The 19149-nt window shown below is 40.4% G+C and carries 15 protein-coding genes; 8 read left to right on the top strand and 7 right to left on the bottom strand.

The genetic code is table 11. The features are described 5' to 3' along the window. Position 1: 1 nt before the first annotated feature. Positions 2–1210, bottom strand: a complete 1209-nt coding sequence (locus ACL8WY_RS07445) for an aminotransferase class I/II-fold pyridoxal phosphate-dependent enzyme (RefSeq protein ID WP_436517802.1) — start codon at positions 1208–1210, stop codon at positions 2–4. A gap of 102 nt (positions 1211–1312) precedes the next feature. Here ACL8WY_RS07445 and ACL8WY_RS07440 point away from each other — a divergent pair, with 102 nt between their 5' ends. Next, positions 1313–2047, top strand: a complete 735-nt coding sequence (locus ACL8WY_RS07440; RefSeq protein WP_436517801.1) for an NTP transferase domain-containing protein — start codon at positions 1313–1315, stop codon at positions 2045–2047. Here ACL8WY_RS07440 and ACL8WY_RS07435 read toward each other — a convergent pair whose 3' ends face one another. Further along, the gene (locus ACL8WY_RS07435; RefSeq protein WP_436517800.1) at positions 2048–3361 is read right to left on the bottom strand and encodes an inositol-3-phosphate synthase; all 1314 of its coding nucleotides are present in this window, start codon (positions 3359–3361) and stop codon (positions 2048–2050) included. Positions 3362–3560: 199 nt separating this feature from the next. Between ACL8WY_RS07435 and ACL8WY_RS07430 the strand changes: the two genes are divergently transcribed. The 7 genes from ACL8WY_RS07430 (at position 3561) to ACL8WY_RS07400 (ending at position 11303) form a co-directional block, all read left to right on the top strand. Continuing rightward, positions 3561–4187: an L-threonylcarbamoyladenylate synthase gene (locus ACL8WY_RS07430; RefSeq protein ID WP_436517799.1), complete on the top strand. Its 627-nt coding sequence runs from the start codon at positions 3561–3563 to the stop codon at positions 4185–4187. Next, positions 4184–4801, top strand: a complete 618-nt coding sequence (locus ACL8WY_RS07425; RefSeq protein ID WP_436517798.1) for a WbqC family protein — start codon at positions 4184–4186, stop codon at positions 4799–4801. Before ACL8WY_RS07430 ends, ACL8WY_RS07425 begins: the two co-directional genes overlap by 4 nt. A gap of 143 nt (positions 4802–4944) precedes the next feature. Further along, positions 4945–7506: an ATP-dependent Clp protease ATP-binding subunit gene (locus ACL8WY_RS07420; protein WP_436517797.1), complete on the top strand. Its 2562-nt coding sequence runs from the start codon at positions 4945–4947 to the stop codon at positions 7504–7506. A gap of 105 nt (positions 7507–7611) precedes the next feature. Further along, positions 7612–8184: a hypothetical protein gene (locus tag ACL8WY_RS07415; RefSeq protein ID WP_436517796.1), complete on the top strand. Its 573-nt coding sequence runs from the start codon at positions 7612–7614 to the stop codon at positions 8182–8184. Continuing rightward, the gene (locus ACL8WY_RS07410; RefSeq protein ID WP_436517795.1) at positions 8181–8465 is read left to right on the top strand and encodes a winged helix-turn-helix domain-containing protein; all 285 of its coding nucleotides are present in this window, start codon (positions 8181–8183) and stop codon (positions 8463–8465) included. Before ACL8WY_RS07415 ends, ACL8WY_RS07410 begins: the two co-directional genes overlap by 4 nt. Before the next feature lie 52 nt (positions 8466–8517). Next, the gene (locus ACL8WY_RS07405; RefSeq protein ID WP_436517794.1) at positions 8518–9219 is read left to right on the top strand and encodes a tetratricopeptide repeat protein; all 702 of its coding nucleotides are present in this window, start codon (positions 8518–8520) and stop codon (positions 9217–9219) included. After that, positions 9216–11303 carry a carboxypeptidase-like regulatory domain-containing protein gene (locus ACL8WY_RS07400; protein WP_436517793.1) on the top strand — a complete coding sequence of 696 codons (2088 nt, stop codon included), beginning with the start codon at positions 9216–9218 and terminating at the stop codon, positions 11301–11303. The genes ACL8WY_RS07405 and ACL8WY_RS07400 overlap by 4 nt, the downstream gene beginning before the upstream one ends. Here ACL8WY_RS07400 and ACL8WY_RS07395 read toward each other — a convergent pair. From ACL8WY_RS07395 to ACL8WY_RS07375, 5 genes are all read right to left on the bottom strand, one after another. After that, positions 11300–13330: a hypothetical protein gene (locus ACL8WY_RS07395; RefSeq protein WP_436517792.1), complete on the bottom strand. Its 2031-nt coding sequence runs from the start codon at positions 13328–13330 to the stop codon at positions 11300–11302. The genes ACL8WY_RS07400 and ACL8WY_RS07395 overlap by 4 nt on opposite strands. Positions 13331–13454: 124 nt before the next feature. Next, positions 13455–14675, bottom strand: coding sequence for a hypothetical protein (locus ACL8WY_RS07390; protein WP_436517791.1), 1221 nt, complete (start codon positions 14673–14675; stop codon positions 13455–13457). A gap of 41 nt (positions 14676–14716) precedes the next feature. After that, positions 14717–15580, bottom strand: a complete 864-nt coding sequence (locus ACL8WY_RS07385) for an outer membrane beta-barrel protein (protein WP_436517790.1) — start codon at positions 15578–15580, stop codon at positions 14717–14719. Next, the gene (locus ACL8WY_RS07380) at positions 15549–17252 is read right to left on the bottom strand and encodes a DUF1501 domain-containing protein (RefSeq protein WP_436517789.1); all 1704 of its coding nucleotides are present in this window, start codon (positions 17250–17252) and stop codon (positions 15549–15551) included. Before ACL8WY_RS07380 ends, ACL8WY_RS07385 begins: the two co-directional genes overlap by 32 nt. Positions 17253–17264: 12 nt before the next feature. Then, positions 17265–19034, bottom strand: a complete 1770-nt coding sequence (locus tag ACL8WY_RS07375; protein WP_436517788.1) for a DUF1800 domain-containing protein — start codon at positions 19032–19034, stop codon at positions 17265–17267. Positions 19035–19149 lie beyond the last annotated feature (115 nt).

Here is a 19149-nt window from a genome sequence, read left to right as displayed (position 1 = left end):
CTTAAGCCACTTCTGTTTGACGTTTTACATCTAGTTCATTCGCAACCTTCAGTATCTTATCAATTGCAATATCAATTTGCTCGATGGTATGTGTTGCCATTAGAGAGAATCGAATAAGTGTGTCAGAAGGCGCTACTGCGGGAGCAACTACTGGATTCACAAACACGCCCTCTTCAAAAAGACGCATGGTCATCTTGTAAGCTTTTTCATTATCTCTTATGTAAATAGGGATAATTGGCGTTTCAGCATGACCAGTATCGAAACCGAGTTCCTTAAGTCGCTTTAATGAGTAGTTTGTATTCTCCCAAAGCTTCAATCTTCTGGAGTCATCAGACTGCATGATTTCTAATGCCGCAATAGTAGCTGCGGTAGAAGAAGGGGTCATACTTGCGCTGAAGATGAGCGAACGGGCTACATGTCTAATATACTGAATGGTTTCCTTGTCGCCTGCCACAAATCCGCCAAGAGAGGCAAGTGATTTACTGAAAGTGCCACCTATAAGCTCTACATCATCGGAGATGCCAAAATGGTCAGGAGTACCTCTTCCGTGATCACCAAGTACTCCAACGGCATGAGCGCAATCACTCATAACTGAAGCATTGTATTTCTTAGCGAGCTCAACTATTTCAGGAAGTTTGGCAATGTTGCCCTCCATACTAAAAATCCCATCAACAGCAATGATTCTGTGATTTGCATCTTGAAGTTGAGATAATTTTTTTTCCAGCGCTTGCATATCGTTATGTCTAAAAATAACAGATGATGCATCGCTTAATTTTGCTCCTTCATATAGTGAGGCATGATTGAGTCTATCCAGAAGTAGCACATCACCTTGTTTGGCTATGGTCGGGAGAACGCCAAGATTGACTTGAAAGCCTGTGCTGAAAACAAGTGCTTCTTCTTTGTTGAGGAAATTCGCAAGCATGTTTTCCAGTTTCTCATGCATATCGGTAGTTCCATTTAGAAATCTGGAACCCGAGCAACTTGAACCATATTTACGCACAGCAGCTTCAGCCGCTTCCATCACTTTTGGATGAGTTGTCAGCCCCAAATAACTATTAGAACCAAACATCAAAACATCCTCTTTCCCATTGACTTTTACCTGAGTCTCCTGCTTAGACTGGAACGTTCGGAAAAATGCATAATATCCATTCTTTTTTGCATCTTCCGCAAGCTTGAAACTTGAAAATCGTTCTCTCAAAAATTTCCCCATTCCGCAAATTTAGTTATATCACTTGGAAACATTTTCGTAACATTGAGATTTGAATCGAATCCCATGTCAATTTTGGCACATTTACAATAAAAAACCCCCAATTTGAATCTTGTAATATTAGCAGCAGGTAAAAATACCCGATTAGATACAGGCATTCCAAAAAGTCTGGTCACTTTAAATGGTGAAACTTTGATGGCTCGCCATATCCGAATTTTTAAACGTTGTGGTGTCAAAAAGTTTTGTATCATTAGTGGTTATGGCGCTGAAAAACTTCAAGCAGCATTGCCCGAGCTTAAAAACACTCTTGATGCTGACATAACTATTTTGCACAATGAGAGGTTTGATTTGGAAAATGGATTTTCAGTATTTAGAGCGAAAGAATGGGTAGAAGAAAATAAGATGGGAGATTTTTTTCTGACCATGGGAGATCATGTATTCGATCCTGAATTTGTTGCTGAATTTGTGAAGAAATCATCTGGTCTTGAAAACACGCTACAGCTAGCAGTAGATATGCCCGGGGAGTCCAACAAGCATATAGATATTGATGATGTGACAAAAGTTCAGGTTGATGATGAAGGATATATTGATTCCATTGGAAAAATGATTCCCAAGTTTAACCGATATGATACAGGACTCTTTCGTTTGAAGTCAGATGTATTCGATGTATTTCAGCAATCGTTTGACCGAGAAGAATATACAATCTCGGAATCTGTATCTAAGTTGATGGCTGGCCGGGAGGCGAAATCAGTATTGGTCGAAGGGTACACCTGGAATGATGTAGACAATCCAGATGACCTTCAGAGTACCATTAAATTGATGGATCAGAAACGACTTTGATTAATCGTAGTAATCCAAGCCTAAGTTTGTAATCAAATCTTCGCCCGCAAGGTGACGGAGTGTATTCTTTAGCTTCATTAGCTGAACGAAAATGTCATGCTGAGGCTTCAGGCCTTTCAACGCTTGTGGAGACTTCAGATAGAATGAAAGCCACTCCTGGATTCCCTTCATTTCAGATCTCTTCGCTAAATCAAGGAATAGTGCAAGATCAAGTACAAGAGGTGCAGCCAGAATCGAATCTTTACAAAGGAAATCTACCTTTATCTGCATTTTGTATCCTAACCAACCTCTGATGTCAATGTTGTCCCACCCTTCTTTATCGTCGCCTCGTGGCGGGTAATAGTTGATTCTTACTTTGTGATACAGATTTCCATAAAGAGTCGGATGCAATTCTGGTTCAAGCACTTGCTCCAAAACACCGAGTTTAGATACTTCTTTGGTTTTGAAGTTATCCGGATCGTCCAGTACTTCTCCATCTCTGTTTCCAAGGATATTGGTTGAGAACCAACCATCAATACCTAACGATCTAGCTTTAAGTCCGGGAGCAAGGATTGTTTTCATTAATGTCTGGCCAGTTTTAAAATCTTTTCCAGCGATCGGAGCTCCTGTTTGCTTTGCGAGTTCAACCAGGCAATCCACATCGCACGAAAGATTAGGAGCACCATTGGCATAAGGAACACCCAATTTGATCGCGGCATAAGCATAGATCATACTTGGAGGAATATTCGGGTCATTGTTTCTTAGACCTTCTTCGAATTTCTCAATCGTTGAGTGAACCTCACTTTCTTCGATATAGATCTCGGTTGATCCACACCATACCATCACTACGCGCTCACAATTGTTTTCATTCTTGAAGTTTTCAATGTCTTTCATCAACATTTCCGCCAGCTCCATTTTGTTTGCGCCTTTCTTCACATGGCTGCCTTCCAGTCTTTTTACATAGTTCTTATCGAAGACTGCCTTCATTGGCTTGATTTGTTCAAGCTCAGATTTAAGATCATTCAGAAGGTCTTTATCCAAAACCTTAGCATGCATGGCAGCCTCGTACGCATTGTCTTCAAATAAATCCCAGCCACCTAGCGCAACGTCTTCAAGAGCTGCCAAAGGAACAAAATTCTTAATAAGTGGATTTCTTTTCTCAGTTCTTTTGCCAAGACGAATGGTTCCCATTTGGGTAAGTGAGCCAATGGGTTCTGAAAGTCCTTTTCGGATGCTGAGCACACCGGCCATGAATGTAGTAGCTACGGCTCCCATTCCTGGTGTTAAAATTCCTAGTTTGCCGTTTGGTTTTTGGATCGTTGATTTTTCTGACATTGCAGTTTGTTCTTATGTAGTCTTTCTCGTAAAACTTAATGTCATAATATTGAGAGTAAATCCCTAAAGAAGACATTTAAATTTTCCGCAAAATAAATTAAACCATACTGGATAAGCTCAACATTTTCATAATTTGATTTTGAAATCGTCGTTTTTTGGCTCTTTTAGTAAATTGTTCTTGTTGAGAATCTAATATTCTATGGCTGCAGAGTTTATAAAGTTGTATCCTGAAAATCCTGAGCGACGAAAAATTGTCGAAATCGTCAAGATTTTAAGAGCTGGTGGTGTGATCATTTATCCAACCGATACCGTCTATGGTTTAGGTTGTGATATTTTCAATCAAAAGGCGATTGAAAGAATAAGGCTCATTAAAGGAATCAAAGGGAAGCATTTGAATCTTTCCTTTATCTGCTACGACCTGAGTCACATTTCTGAATATACAAAGCATTTGGACACTCCTACTTTTAAGTTGATGAAAAAGGCGCTACCAGGACCCTATACCTTTATTTTAGAGTCATCTTCGAAAGTTCCAAAGATTTTGAACGTGAAAAAGAAAACGGTCGGGATACGAATTCCTGACAATAACATTCCACGTGAGATAGTAAATGAACTAGGCAACCCAATCATTACAACTTCCATACATGATGATGAAATTCACGATCATGCGACAGATCCGGAGATTATTTATGATGACTTTAAAAACCTGGTAGATGTGGTTATTGATGGTGGGTTTGGGCAAGTTCATCCGAGTACTGTCATTGATTGCACTGGTGATAGGCCGGAAGTGATAAGAGAAGGGATGGGAGATCTGAACATAGTCGGATGAGCACAATTATCATTGAACCTCACTATTTGGGAAGTCTTGAATATTTTGTTCTCCTGTCTCAGTACGAAGAGGTTTGTTTTGAAATTCATGATTCTTTTCCGAAACAGACTTTCCGGAATAGAGCTTATGTGCGAACCTCCAATAAAATTCAGCCGCTGATTGTCCCGGTCCGCTATTCGAACGGCACGGCTACAAAAGATGTCTTGGTCGATTATTCTCAAAGATGGATGAAAGATCATTGGGGTGCTTTTTATTCAGGTTATGGAAAAGCACCATTCTTTGAATACTTCAATGAGGAGTTCAGAACTACTTGGGATAACAAGCCAACTCGACTGATTGATTTAAATCTGGAGTTCATTAGAATTTGCTTTAAAATCCTTCATTTTGATATTAAGATTTCATTCACCGAAAATTATCAGATTGGCCAGGGGAATGACTTTAGAAACACAATCAATCCCAAGAAACCATTTTCTGATCGAAAAATATATGAACCATCGCCCTATACACAGCTTTTTGGTGATACCTTTGTTCCAAATTTGAGCATTGTTGATTTGATCATGTGTGAAGGCCCGAATGCGGCGCAAATTTTGAACAAATCACTCCTAAGAAATTGATCAAGCAGCAGTAAAATCAAAGTACTTCAAGTATTTCGACGAGATATTGAACAAATCTGAAATTGCTCGCGTTTTTTCATCTACATTAAAGGGATATTCTTCGTTTATCCTATATTTTTACTAAAAAGCGAAAGGCAAAACGCATGTCAAAAGAGGCAAAATTTTCAAACAGAGTCAAAGAAGTCATCTCATTGAGCAGGGAAGAAGCACTGCGATTAGGACATGATTACATTGGCACAGAGCACCTTTTACTGGGTATGATCAGAGAGGGAGAAGGAGTAGCAGTGAGTGTAATGAAAAAGCTTGGGCTATCCATGAAAGAGTTACGCTCTGCAATTGAGCAGGCGACCAAGGGAACAGCGACCAGTAATGTTAAGAATCTGGCAAATATTCCGCTCACACGTCAATCAGAAAAAGTATTAAAGATCACATATTTGGAGGCTAAAATCTTCAAAAGCGCACTAATTGGAACAGAGCATTTGTTGCTCTCAATATTGCGAGATGAAGATAATCTGGCTACTCAAATTTTAGAAAAGTTTGAAGTGAATTATGATTTGGTAAAAGAGATGCTCGAATACCAGACGGAAAACCCGATGGCTTCTGCAGATACTGATGACCCGAACGATGAAGGTGAGGAGTTGTACTCCAGTAGCCCAAGAGGTTCAGGAAGATCAGCATCAGGAAAAGAAAAAGGGAGTGAGAAATCACGAACTCCGGTGCTGGATAATTTCGGAAGAGATTTAACGAAGTTGGCCGAAGAAGACAAACTCGATCCAATCATTGGAAGGGAAAAAGAAATTGAGCGAGTCGCTCAAGTATTGAGTAGAAGAAAGAAAAACAACCCGATCTTAATCGGAGAGCCAGGAGTTGGTAAGACAGCCATTGCTGAGGGGCTTGCGCTTAGAATTGTGCAGAAAAAAGTATCACGTATCCTTTTCGGAAAACGTGTGGTAACCTTGGATCTTGCATCATTAGTAGCTGGCACCAAATATCGAGGGCAGTTTGAGGAGCGAATGAAAGCCGTAATGAATGAGATTGAAAAATCTCCAGAGGTCATTCTTTTCATAGATGAGCTCCATACAATTGTTGGTGCCGGAGGAGCGTCCGGCTCACTGGATGCTTCCAATATGTTTAAGCCAGCACTTGCAAGAGGGGAGATTCAATGTATCGGTGCAACTACGCTTGATGAGTATAGACAATATATTGAGAAAGACGGTGCATTAGCACGTCGTTTTCAAATGGTAATGGTTGATGCTACCTCACCGGAGGAAACCCATCAAATTCTTGATAATATCAAGGATAAGTATGAAAATCATCACCACGTTAATTATACGCCGGAGGCAATCAAAGCCTGCGTGACTTTATCTGACAGGTACATATCTGATCGATTTTTGCCGGACAAGGCGATTGACGTGATGGATGAAGCTGGCGCAAGAGTTCATATTAACAATATAAATGTTCCGAAGATTATTACGGAGCTTGAAGAGCAGATCGAAGATGTGAAGAAGGAGAAGAATAAGGTGGTGAAGAGCCAGAAATATGAAGAAGCTGCTCAACTAAGAGATAAGGAGAAAAAACTCATTGCGCAGTTGGAAGATGAGAAAGCTCGATGGGAAGATGAGACAAAAACGAAGCGTTATGAGGTGGGAGAAGATAATGTGGCAGATGTGATAGCCATGATGACGGGTATTCCTACGAAGCGAATTGCAGAGAATGAGAGTGCTAAGCTTGTGACGATGAGCAAAGACCTTGAAGGTCTAGTGATCGGTCAGCAAGAAGCAATTAAGAAATTGTCTAAGGCGATTCAGCGTACACGAGTGGGATTGAAAGATCCGAAGAAGCCAATTGGCTCATTTGTATTCCTGGGACCAACAGGCGTAGGTAAGACTGAGATGGCCAAAGTGCTATCAAGTTTCCTTTTTGACAAAGAAGATTCTTTGATCAGAATAGACATGAGTGAATACATGGAAAAATTCTCTGTATCACGACTTGTAGGAGCGCCTCCGGGATATGTTGGTTATGAAGAGGGAGGTCAGCTTACTGAAAAAGTGAGAAGAAAGCCCTATAGTGTTGTCTTGCTCGATGAGATAGAGAAAGCCCATCCGGATGTATTTAACATACTTCTTCAGGTACTGGATGATGGTGTACTAACAGATGGATTGGGACGAAAGGTCGATTTCCGAAACACACTGATTATCATGACTTCCAATATTGGAGTTAGGGATCTAAAAGATTTCGGAGCAGGAATAGGTTTTGCAACGCAAAGCAGAAAAGACAGCATGGATGATATCATGAAGTCAACTATTCATAATGCTTTGAAGAAAACTTTCAGTCCTGAATTCTTAAATAGACTTGACGATGTAATCATCTTCAATTCACTAGAGAAAGAAGATATCTTCAAGATTATAGACATTACATTAGGTAAGCTGTTCTCACGGATTACTGATCTTGGCTATGCCATTGAGTTGACGAAGAAGGCAAAAGAGTTCTTGGCTGATAAAGGTTATGATCCACAATATGGAGCTAGGCCTTTGGCACGAGCAATCCAGAAACATCTGGAAGATCCTGTTGCCGAAGAGATACTTAAAGGGGACATTCAGGAAGGCGATACTTTGGTTGCCGACTGGGATGGTAAGAAAGAAGAGCTAAATATCAAGCTCAAGAAAAAGAAAGCCCCCAAAGCACAGGATAAGAAAGAGAAATAAAAGAACAGAAGGGACGGTACGAGCTGTCCCTTTATTTTGAGTGTTTGGTTTATAATATAAACTATTTTATATTTGTGTCGTATTTATAGTAAAATCTATGAAATTATGAGTAACAAAGAATTATCGAAAGACGAGAGTTTAGCACTAATCACAGGTATGATTGGTGAGGCTAAGCGCAACGTAGCAAAGGGAGGAAGTTTTTACTTTCTACTTTGGGGATGGGTAGTGATGATAGCTAATATCGGGCACTACCTTATTGAAAAGTATGATTGGTATGAGCATCCGTACATTGTGTGGATACTAACGATACCAGCAGCTATTATATCTATGGTGCATGGAGCAAAAAGGAGTAGCGAAGCTAAGGTAAAAAGCCATTTGGATCGATTATATAGCCAGATTTGGTTAGCTGTTTTTATAGGGGTACTTATTATACTCTTTTTCATGGCTGATGTAAACTACAATGTGAATGCTATCATCTTGGTTTTTGCCGGGATAGGAACCTTTGTTTCTGGTCAGGCATTGCGCTTCAGTCCACTTATAATGGGAGGAATGGCATTATGGGCAGCAAGTATTATTGCATTTAATTTGCCTCCATTGGATCAGTATTTAGTTGGTGGGGCAGGTATATTAGCAGGCTATTTGATCCCAGGATATTTACTTAGAAAGGCAGAAAAATGAGTTTTGCACAATTAGATCCGTTACTACACTCTCAGTTGAGGCTAGGCATTATGTCCTTGCTGATTGGAGTAGACTCTGCCGAGTTTGTTTTCATCCAGGAAAAGACCGGAGCAACAGCTGGAAATCTAAGTGTGCAGCTCGATAAGCTTTCAAGTGCTGGATATATAAGTGTGACTAAGTCCTTTAAAGGGAAGAAGCCACTGACTACATGCAGTATTACGAAAGTTGGGATCAAAGCATTTGAGGACTATGTGAATAACCTAAAACAATACATCGAATAATTTTTTTTGAATATATAGTTTATAAAATAAACTACTTTAATAATTATCAATTATGAAAAAAATAATAACTATATCAATGCTATTGATAGCTGGGCTATCGTCGGCACAAACATCTAAAGAACTTCAATATGCCGGGTATCTAAACGCCAGCAAAACCATGTGGGAAAAAGCAATTGTCATTGCTGAAAAAGAAAGTGGGGAAAATAGCTTTGAAATGGCCATGGCCATGTATGGCTTGCTAAACAATACAATGGCGACCCAAGACAAAGCGACCTTTGATGACAATGTAGATCAGACGGTTGATTTACTGAAATCTATCATTAAAGAGAATCCTGGGCATGCTGAAGCAAATGCCGTTCTATCCTCAGTTTATGGATTAGTGATGGCCTACAGCCCAATGAAGGGAATGCTATACGGCATGAAGAGTTCATCATTAATGGATGAAGCCATGCGTCTAGCTCCAGACTCACCGCTTGTTCAAAAGCTACATGGTGGATCAAAACTGTACACTCCTGAAATGTTTGGCGGAGATGCTAAGCAGGCAGTAGCTGCATTCGAAAAAGCCATTGAACTATTTGAAACTGGTGAGACAGAAGAAAATTGGCTGTATATGGATACGCACATGGGTCTAGCGATGGCCTATAACAAAGTGGAAGAGAGAGAGAAAGCTGAAGCTATTTTGGAAAAAGCCATTGCAATGGAACCTCAATATCATTGGGCAAAAGCCACATTGACACAATTCAAAAAACTATGAAATCAGCTCTTTCCATATTGTTTTTACTTGTTGCGATCAGTCTTTTTTCTCAGTCTACAGTCAATGGAGTAATAGTTGATTCAAAGAACAAAGAAGGATTGATTGGTGCACATATTTACCTGCTTAAAAACTGGAGAAAAGGAGCTATAACAGATGTTGACGGAAAGTTTAGCATGGAAGTAGAGCAGGTGGATATGCAAGATTCATTAATCGTATCATATGTGGGATTTCGAGAGAAGATAGTTCCGGTATCCACCACCATGAACATTGAATTAATAGAAATCGAGACAGTAGGCAAGACGGTTGTTGTGACGGCAAAACCATTGATTGCTGAAGAGTTTAAGTATATGGAAATCAAGAAAATTGATATCTATACAAATCCAGCAGCAAAAGCAGATCCAATTCTTGCAGTGAACTCACTGCCATCAGCCACTACTACTGATGAATCAGCCAATATCAGCTTGCGAGGAAGCAGTCCATTAGAAACGGGTATTTTCATGAATAACGTGCCGATATACGATGCGGTGCGTTATTCTCAGCTTAATGGTATCGGTACATTTAGCATTTTTAATACATCAATTATCAAAGGTGTTACAGTATTTCCCGGGAATCCGCCTTTAGAGTTTGGCAATGTTACATCCGGTATCATAGCCATGGAGACGGATGATCGAGTGCTTGATGACAATGCAAATTCGTTGGTATTGAGTCTGGCTAATATTGGATACTCAAGAGAACAGAAACTGAATGATAAGCAGAGCTTAAAACTGTTTACCAACTGGCAACCAAGCGGGCCAATAAAAATGCTAAATGAGGACGCATTAGAGGATATTGAGTCCTTTACCTCAAATGATCTTGGATTGTATTGGTATGGCAATGGCAGTTTGGTCAGCTGGAAAGTTCTGAGCTATTCTGTTACAGAAGCATATCAATTTAACTTTGAGCATCCCAGCTTTATGGGCATTTTCGATCAGAAAAAGCAAAGGAGTTTTTTGATTTCCACTTTGGAAAAATCCCTTTGGGGTGGTTCTCTGAGCTTGAACAATGGGATGAGCTATAGCAATGGCGACTACTCGTATTCCACTGTTGCTTTTAACGTAAAAAAGAATGACATTTTCGTAGGAGCTAATTATTTGCTTTCAAAGACCAGATTTAGTTTGAAGAGCGGAATTAGCTATGATTATCGGTTTTCATCGGTTTTTGGAAATTTCCACGAATTCGGATACGCAGTGAATACAAATCATCCGACCATAGATCTGGATGAAGAAGCCCACATAAAGGTGCTTGAGGGCTACTCCTATTTTAAATATTTTATTTCCGATCAGATTGCTTTCGGTACCGGCTTTCGGAAGAATATTCCAACAGAAAATATTGATGATTACTTGAGCAGACAGGCTAACATTTCGTATGCAGATGAGACGTGGACAATCACTTTAGGAACCGGAGTATATCATAAAAATGGACTCATGGAAAACACAGGTGAACCTTTTAATTCAGAGAGCTTTCAGAAATCGATTGATATTAAAAGAAACAAAAATGGATTGGAGCTGGCAGTAAGTTTGTTTGATAAAACCGGTGAAACCAACGAGGTAAAATATACTGCAAGAGGCGCCGAATTTTTCACCAATTACAGGCTTTCATCCAAGCTCAATGCATCGGCGTCATTGACATTTTTGGATGCTGAAAGCGAGCAGGGAGGATACACGTATGACTTATCCTACTTTATTCGAGGCAATGTCTCTTATTCCCCTGGTAGGTTCTGGACGATTGAGTCGACCATAGTGGCCCGAGAAGGAACTGCGATTTCAGAAGTAACATCTGCCAGCTATGATGGTGCACTTGATGCCTTTGAACCCAGCTACAGTGAGCAATCGATTCGACTGGCTCCTTATGCCAACGCAGGACTTTCTGTTAGTAAGATTTTCACTATTTCAGAAAAGATGAATGTCATTGCTTTTGCGAGCTTGAATAATGTTTTTGATCGAGCAAACATTCAGAGCTTTGGTTACAATTTTGACTATTCGGAGAAAGACCAAAACCTCTATTCACAGCGAACTGGTTATCTGGGTGCGGTGATCAACTTCTAATAGCCACCCCAGAATTTTCTCAAAAACCACTCACCCGAGAATAATGAAAAGATGATCAAATACCACCACCACGCTCGATTTAGGGGAATGAAATTCTCTTCACTTTTGATGATCGATTTGAAATCCATTTCGTCTATTATGCTTAAGATCTGATCAGCTTGATTGAAATGCATGTAAGTCCCTCCGGAATTATTCGAAAGGTTTTTCAGTAGTCTATGATCTGCTGTGAGGTTAGTGAATTCAGGGTTGATGTCTTGAACCGAGAATTCTCCACGATCAGTCAGGGTCTTATCACCAATTTGTACTCTTGCTTGATATTGATAAATACCTGGAGAAAATGACGGGGCCCGAAACGTATTGTTGAGTTCGGAATCTGTAAAAGTAAAATTTTGTTGTGCTCCATTTTCAGAAGTAATGGTAATGTAAATGTCACTTCCGTAAATCCGCTCATAGATGTCGTTGTATACTTCAACATCAAATAGCGCAGGTTCTGAATCTGTGAAATTATTCACGCGTGACTTGAAGCGAAATTGTTTTTTGTCGTTTTTTACGGAAAGGAACTGTACCGTTTTCGTGATTAGGTTTTTAAACTGATCCGCATTGCCATTGATAGCAGCTTCTTGTAGCTTCCACTTCCAGATGTTTTGGCCAAGTAAAACAGCGCTCTTTTGGGTGCCGTCATCAAATACTACCATGAGTGGTTTTTGTGTTTTCACACTCCCAAGTTTTTGGTACATCAATATTTCTGTCGGACCACTTATGCTATAATTCCCGAAGGGAACTTCTACTGGAGGATATTCTTCAAATGCTGAAACATCTTCTATTTTATACTTGCTAAAATTTTGATTGAATGAACCCACAACCTTGTCAGGTTGAGAACCTCTTCGCTCAATTTTAATAAACGGAAGGGTACGATTTGCTGAGGTTATTGAGCTTTCATTGCTTAAAATGTACCATGTTCCAGGATTTTCTTTAGGAGTAAAATTGATGCCTGAAGTGAATGCGCCATGGAAAATAACCACATCAAAAACTTCATTTGGCTTTTCATCGTGAATTTGCGGGATGTAAACTTCTGTTCGGTAATTACCAGTTTCGGCAAGTGTTGAGCGAATGGCTTTAATATCTGGATGAGGCGCGTTTGCTACAATGAGTACTTGCTGTCTCCCATCAATAATTTCCATGAAAATGTTGGATCGATTGTTCTCAAGTGTAGATTCATCACCAAGATTAGATATGGAGGCTACCAATCGCCTCAAACCTTCTTCTTCCGATTTTAACACGAATTCAACTTCTTGAATAGAACTTCTTAGCCGTATTTTCTGCTCTGCTATCAATTCCCCCTTTTCCTTTAACTGCACGAATATCTCACGATTGGTGAATCCTTCTTGAGAAATTTCAAGACGAATGGGCGTTTCATTACCCTTATAAGTCACTTTATTGTAAAGGACTCGTGAAATACTTGCGTCTTTTGGAGGAATCGTGTCTCCAAGGCCAATGGTGAAAATCGGAGTGACGTAATTTTTATAAAGTGGAGAGCTACCACGATTGTAAATGCCATCTGTAATAAGTATTGAGCCAACAAAATGACGCTGATCCGTGACATCATCGATTCGCTTTATCAGACTAGACAAATTGGAGGTGGAATAATTGAAATCTGAGGAATCATTGAAGGTGACTAATTCTACATCAATGTCTTGGTTGTCTAGTCCTTCTTCAAGGGAGCGAATAATTTCCAAAATGTCTTCTTTGGAATTACCTCTTTGGACAACAGATTGGGAATTATCCACAGCGAGAGCTACAACAGGATCTTCCACACGGTTGGTCACTTTACGAATAGAGGGAGAAAGTAAAAGTGCAAGCAAGGAGAAAATTCCTAAAAAACGAATTGCTGCAAGCACCCAATTTTGCGAAGAGTTCCATGGAACATTCTTCTTGGAATAAAGAAAATAGGAAAGTGAAGCAGCCAGAATTACAATGGGGAGTAGCCACCATCCTGAGTATTCTAAATAAAGAAAGCTTCTATCCATTAATTGCGTATTCGATTCTTCTGCGAAAATAAGTCAGCTTATCCACTCACAAGCCAACGTGAAAACTAATTCAAAAGATCAATACGGGGAGGATTTTTTTAAGATACAATTTTGTGTTGAGAGGTTAGTTTACAAATCCACCAATCTCACTTTCCGAAATTTTGTTCAAGGTGATCCGTTCGAACCGCCCAGCGACAAACGTGGAACCTAACAGGAGAAGTGAATTGTCTGATCCGACTTTAATAGCAGAGAAGGTAAACGGATTTAAATAGCCAACTCGATGCATTCCTCCAATCTCACCCGTGTCTGTGTAGAAGTTAAGCAATACTTGCCGTCCTTTTGTTTCAGCCACAAATACAGAATAAGTTGATCCATTTGTGTAGCTGATGATTTGCGTTGGGGTATAAGATTTTAGTTCAGCCATGTTTCCTGGATACAAGTCAGCACTTGAAGAAATACCACCCGTAGAAAGTGCGGAGCTCGCTAGTTGATAGTTATCATCAAACTGGAAACCAGCCACAGCAAAGTCACTCCCCGACAAAGGGAGCACCGCCCGTATTCCTGCGTTTGATGATTGCCCTTGCACTACTCCATTAGGAGTGTCAGAAAAATCTGTGAAAACGAGCGAAAAACTGTAATTATAAAATCCATTAAAGAAATAGTTGCCCATGGATACTTCGCCACAGAAAAATGGTAAAGGCCGCTCGCTTGCGTTTAAGTAATGATTGATAATTTCTTCTTCCACATCGTCTCCGGGACCAATGGAGTAGCGGCTGCCATCTACATAAGTTCCATCAATTGAAATCTCTGAAATTTCAGTTTCCTGGGTAAGAGGATCATAGCTTTGCAGAAGGAAATTACCATTGCTAAGCAGGCTTGATGAAAGAGGATAGTTGATCCCGCCGATCAATGTTTCCGACTCTATTTCCAGCTGAGGATTTACACCGATCAATACTGCCTCAAGTGAAGTTGGATTCATGGCGAAGAAATAGCTGTTGCTATCAGATTCATTTAGATAAACAGATCCAATAGGTACAACATAATCATCTATTTCAACGTCGTTTTCGTAATTACCTTCCTCGTCAATTTTCAAAAGTCGTATGCCCATGAAGTCTGTATTCGAAAGTTCAGTACCGGTGAGGATAATATATCCATCGATGGTTTCCACTACGTCAATTGGGCGATAGCTCACATCAATATTGGAGTCATCGTAGATCTTTAGGAATGATTCGCTTAAAGCAGGCTCATCGTCAGAGCATCCATTCAAACAGGTGATGGCTAGCGATAGAAATATCACTTTTAGCCAATTTGCGGAATTTGATATGTGGTATACTTTTGATTTCATGCGAATATTTTTCTCAATGAATGGGTCAAGCATCACGCTTGCTAGTAGGCTTTGAATTGTTGGTCAATGAATCGAAATGGAAACACGAAACCTAGCGAGAAGCTTAGATCTCGGATAAATATCTCATCGTTAGTCTCTCCAAGCGAAGCAAGTTCATTCTGCTGCACATTGGGTTTGGTTGCTGAGGTAAGTGATCTTTTATAATTCACCTCAAATACCGTTCGGATATTCCAATAGTCCAGATTTACACCTACACCACCCGATACTCCGGTAAAGCCCTTAAAAGCGTCTTTAACACCAAGTGTACTGGTTCCACCAGAGGACTCCAATGGATTCCCAGATGAATAATCGATCTGTGTGATTTTTACATCTTTTTGAGCAGAAGCAATAAATGAATGGAAACCACCTACCATCACAAAAGGCCTTATTTTTCCTTTTCGGATAATGTCATATTTGATCATTAGTGGCAATTCTATTACGTCCAATCGCTGCTCAACATCGTATCTGGTTTCAAACCTGATTCCTGAGGTCGTTCCCTGCCATTCCAGCAGACTATTATACTTGTATCTACTTCTCTTGTAGACTGGTTGGAATGAGGCCGAAAAACCTCTATGGTAGAAGTTCATCTCTAAACCCATATGCGCTCCCGGTAGAGCGAAATCATCGTAGCTCTTGCGCAAACTATCAGCTGAATAATCGATGGGACTGAAGCCTGTGTTTCTCACATCCGGGAATGCTTGTGTATAATTAATGCCCATTTTCAAACCCAACCAAAATTGGGTGTCCAGAAAAGATTCTAATGGATTGGCTGCCGGTTTTTTCTGTGCGATCAAACTGCTGGATATTAGCAGTAAGATGATTACACTGCCTAGCTTATTTGCGAATGATGAGTCTTTTTGTATCATCGAGTGTTTCAGATTTTGCTTTGATAAAATAGAATCCCGGACTTAGCGAATCTAGCACAAATGAAAAGGTGTGCTCTCCTGGAGTTACTTTTCGAGTGCTTTGAGAAACAATGTCACCGCGCACATTTATCAACTGCACATTTACTGTTTGATGATTGTTCACAAAGATTTTTGCTTGTGTATAGTTAGACGCAGGGTTTGGATAAACTGATTCCAGGCGGTAGTTCTTTTTGAGATGCTCTTTTTCACCAAGAATAACTTCTTTAATCAAGTCCATTGGTTCATAGTTTCCTCCGTTTGGATTCGATCCCTCAATAAAATCACGAAAGAAAATATCATTTTCAATAACTGATTTTTCAACCCCCATCCATTCAAAAAGTATGTTGGCATAAATCTGACGATAGTCAAATTGCATTCCTACATTTCCTTGCGAAACATCAGGGACGGTTCCATAAATTCCAGGCTTTACTCCGGCTCCAAACATCATGATCGGCCCACCCGTACCATGATCACTTCCATAACTTCCGTTTGAACCAATCCGTCTTCCAAATTCAGACATGGTCATCGTAAGAACTCTCTCTTCCAAACCACGCGAACTCAAGTCTTTTTGAAATGCAGCCATTGCCGAAGAAATGTGATATAAAAGTGCGGAGTGTACGCCCATGGTTGGATCATAGCTTTCAACCTGAGAGGCGTGGGTATCAAATCCACCCATTTTTACCAAAAAGACCTTAGTCTTTACACCACCGGCTAGCAACCGTGCCACTAATTTTAGCTGGTTGCTTAGCGGATTTCTTTTAGATCCATCGGGCGCATTGAAGGGATAATTTTCAGGATAGGTTACCGATGTTTCTGCTGCAGAATCATAGATTTCTGCAAGTCTCTTGATATAAGTTTCCGACTTATCTTCCAAGCCAAGGATCCAGTTCATTTCCTGTCCATATGGAGAGTCATCAAGAAAAGCAGGAGGATTTCCTCTTGGATCTATACCTTCATCTTCAAAACCCTCGAGCTGATCGATAAGATTTGCAAGGTTTCCAGGACTGCTCCCCAGAGAAAGCGAAGTGGGTATGTTTCCCTCTTGATGGAACAAAAGTGATACGTCATTACCCATTTCAAGCGCAAGTGGATCGGGCATTTCAGTTGTCGGAAAATCTTCTGGATATGATAAGGGTGTGTATTCTGTGCCAAGGTAACGCCCAATCCAGCCAGAGCTGAAGTAATCATCCGCATCTCCGCCCATGAACCAAATATCTCTTCCTCGGAAGTGAGAGCCATTATTTCTTTCATATGAGACCCCTTGAAAAACAGCCGCTTTGCCTCTGTCATAAAGACTCTTAAAGTCGTTCATGTCCGGGTGAAGACCGACTTGCTCCTCACTGGCAACTGTACTATCTAAAGGTATGAGTGTCCGATTACCAACTTTGTATGGAATAGCAATATTTGCCCTTCTACTGTAGTATTCATCGTAGTTAGAGATCGGTATGATGGTATTCAATCCATCATTTCCTCCATGCATTTGAAGAATGATCAATACACGATCATTGGTGCTTTGCTGAGCTAGATGCTGAAATTCCTGATGTGATGCCAAAAGCTTCAGAGGAACGCCTTGAAAAGCAATTGGTGCTCCTGCAGCAAATCCGATTTTCTTTAAAAAATTTCTTCTTTTCATCTGATCTGCTGGTTACATGAGTTGATATTCCGGCGATTGAAGCATCGCATTAAATAAATTCGTGAGCTGATTGCGGACAGTATCCATATCAATTCCATTCGTCCATCTGTTGGTCCACGCCGCCTCAGGATCTGCATCGAATTGAGGTGAGAAAAGAAACGCAGTTAAGAAATAATTGAGTCGCTCAACTGTGAGCTCGCCTACGTCCGGTGTGTCAAAAGTCAGGTTTTCTGATGTTGGAAGTAAATACTCCGCAATGGCAATGATTAAATCTCTTGCATTGGGTGCCGCAGCAGAAAAATTATCCTGGACGAATTGTAGAATATCTACCTGACCCATTTCGGGATTCTGACTTACAATTGACCCTCGGATAAAATTGTATCTGTTGGTCAGGTAATTTGTTGTGATCCAGCTCCGGTTAAAAATGGGGAATTGATGATATGCCGGATATCCCGCTACTTCAAATGGCTCATAGTAGTCCATCCCCTGAATCCTGATCTCACCAAGCAGATCTGTCGTGTATTCGTAATAGGTGTTCAGTTCAGTTTCATAATCTGGCAGTTCCAGCTCGAAATTTCGCATGAAACCTAACACAAGGTCAATCGGAGATTTGATGAGGCTGCCAAAATTGTTGTCATCTGTTCCAGCCTCTGCTTCATAGAAATGCTCACTTGTTAGCAGCGCTTCTAACACAGGCTGAATTTTAAACTCGTTAGCAGTAAAGATGTCTGCCATATCCTGAATGATGTCGTCTTGAAGGGACTGATCTACCTGATGATATACAAAGAAACGATATAACTCTCGGCAAATACTACGAGCTGTCTCCGCCTGATTATAAATCAAATCTACGTATTGACTGATTTCGTCAAGCACACTCTCTTCAGTCGGTGAACCTCCCAATAGCAGGTCGGAATCAGGAACTACTTCACCATTATTCATTCGTGCACTAAAGGTTTTTGTACCTTCTTCATGACTTGAAGCTGTGGTACCGCCTCTGACTACTCCTCTGGGAAGTCCTGTTTCTTCATCAATATTTGCGAACGTTGGGTCTACATTAAATCCTGAAAGGACTTGAGCTCCTGCTTGTACATCTTCTTCAGTGTAGTTGAAATAATCACCATCAAATTCTGGCTCAGGCACATTCCCTTCCAGACCTCTTCCTATCGAATAGAGCTCCATAAGCTCTCTCGCATAGTTTTCATTCGGGCTGCCTTTTACATTAAATCGACCATCAAGGAAGATAAGCATGGCATTATCTACACTGAGTTTTTTTGTGAGTTGCTTGAGATTTCTGGGTACCACAATATCCGGATCCATGGGATCATCGGCTGGAATAGTAATGTCTTCACCATCAATAGCGAATAGCCTGAAGAGTGCTTGCTGATAGTAAATAGCCCGAGAGCTGTTCACTACAGATCGCTTAGTGGTAAAGTGAGTGTGGAAAAAGAATACGAGTCTTTCGCGAAAGATGTAAGGAAGCTTGAGTGCGTCTTCTACGCCATTGCCCAACATCTGTCCAATATGCCAGGCAAGAAAATATCTTTCAAGTTCAAAGCCTTCACTTTGCGCATTACCATTTGTAATCCATTCCTCGCCGGTAAGTGGATCTATAGGCAATGTTGGATCTGGAAGACCTGAAGTGAAAAGCTGCGCCACTGCTTGTGCCGGGGTAAGTGTGGCAAAGGCATCTATCTCAGCGATAGACCCGCCAAAGCACGTCCGACGTAGGAGGTGAGCAGCTCTTTTTGTTCCTAATGTACTGGTGAGTGCATTTAAAGGCATTGGAGCTGTTTTGGTAATAGAACACTAAAATTAAGTCATTTATTATAAAATAAATGATAAAAAATATTCAAATAGTTTAATTAATTGCTAAAACTATAAAAACCGATGTTTGTAC

The sequence above is a fragment of the Ekhidna algicida genome (assembly GCF_051379705.1).
Taxonomy (GTDB): Bacteria; Bacteroidota; Bacteroidia; order Cytophagales; family Cyclobacteriaceae; genus Ekhidna.
This window is presented reverse-complemented; position numbering and strand designations above follow the sequence as displayed.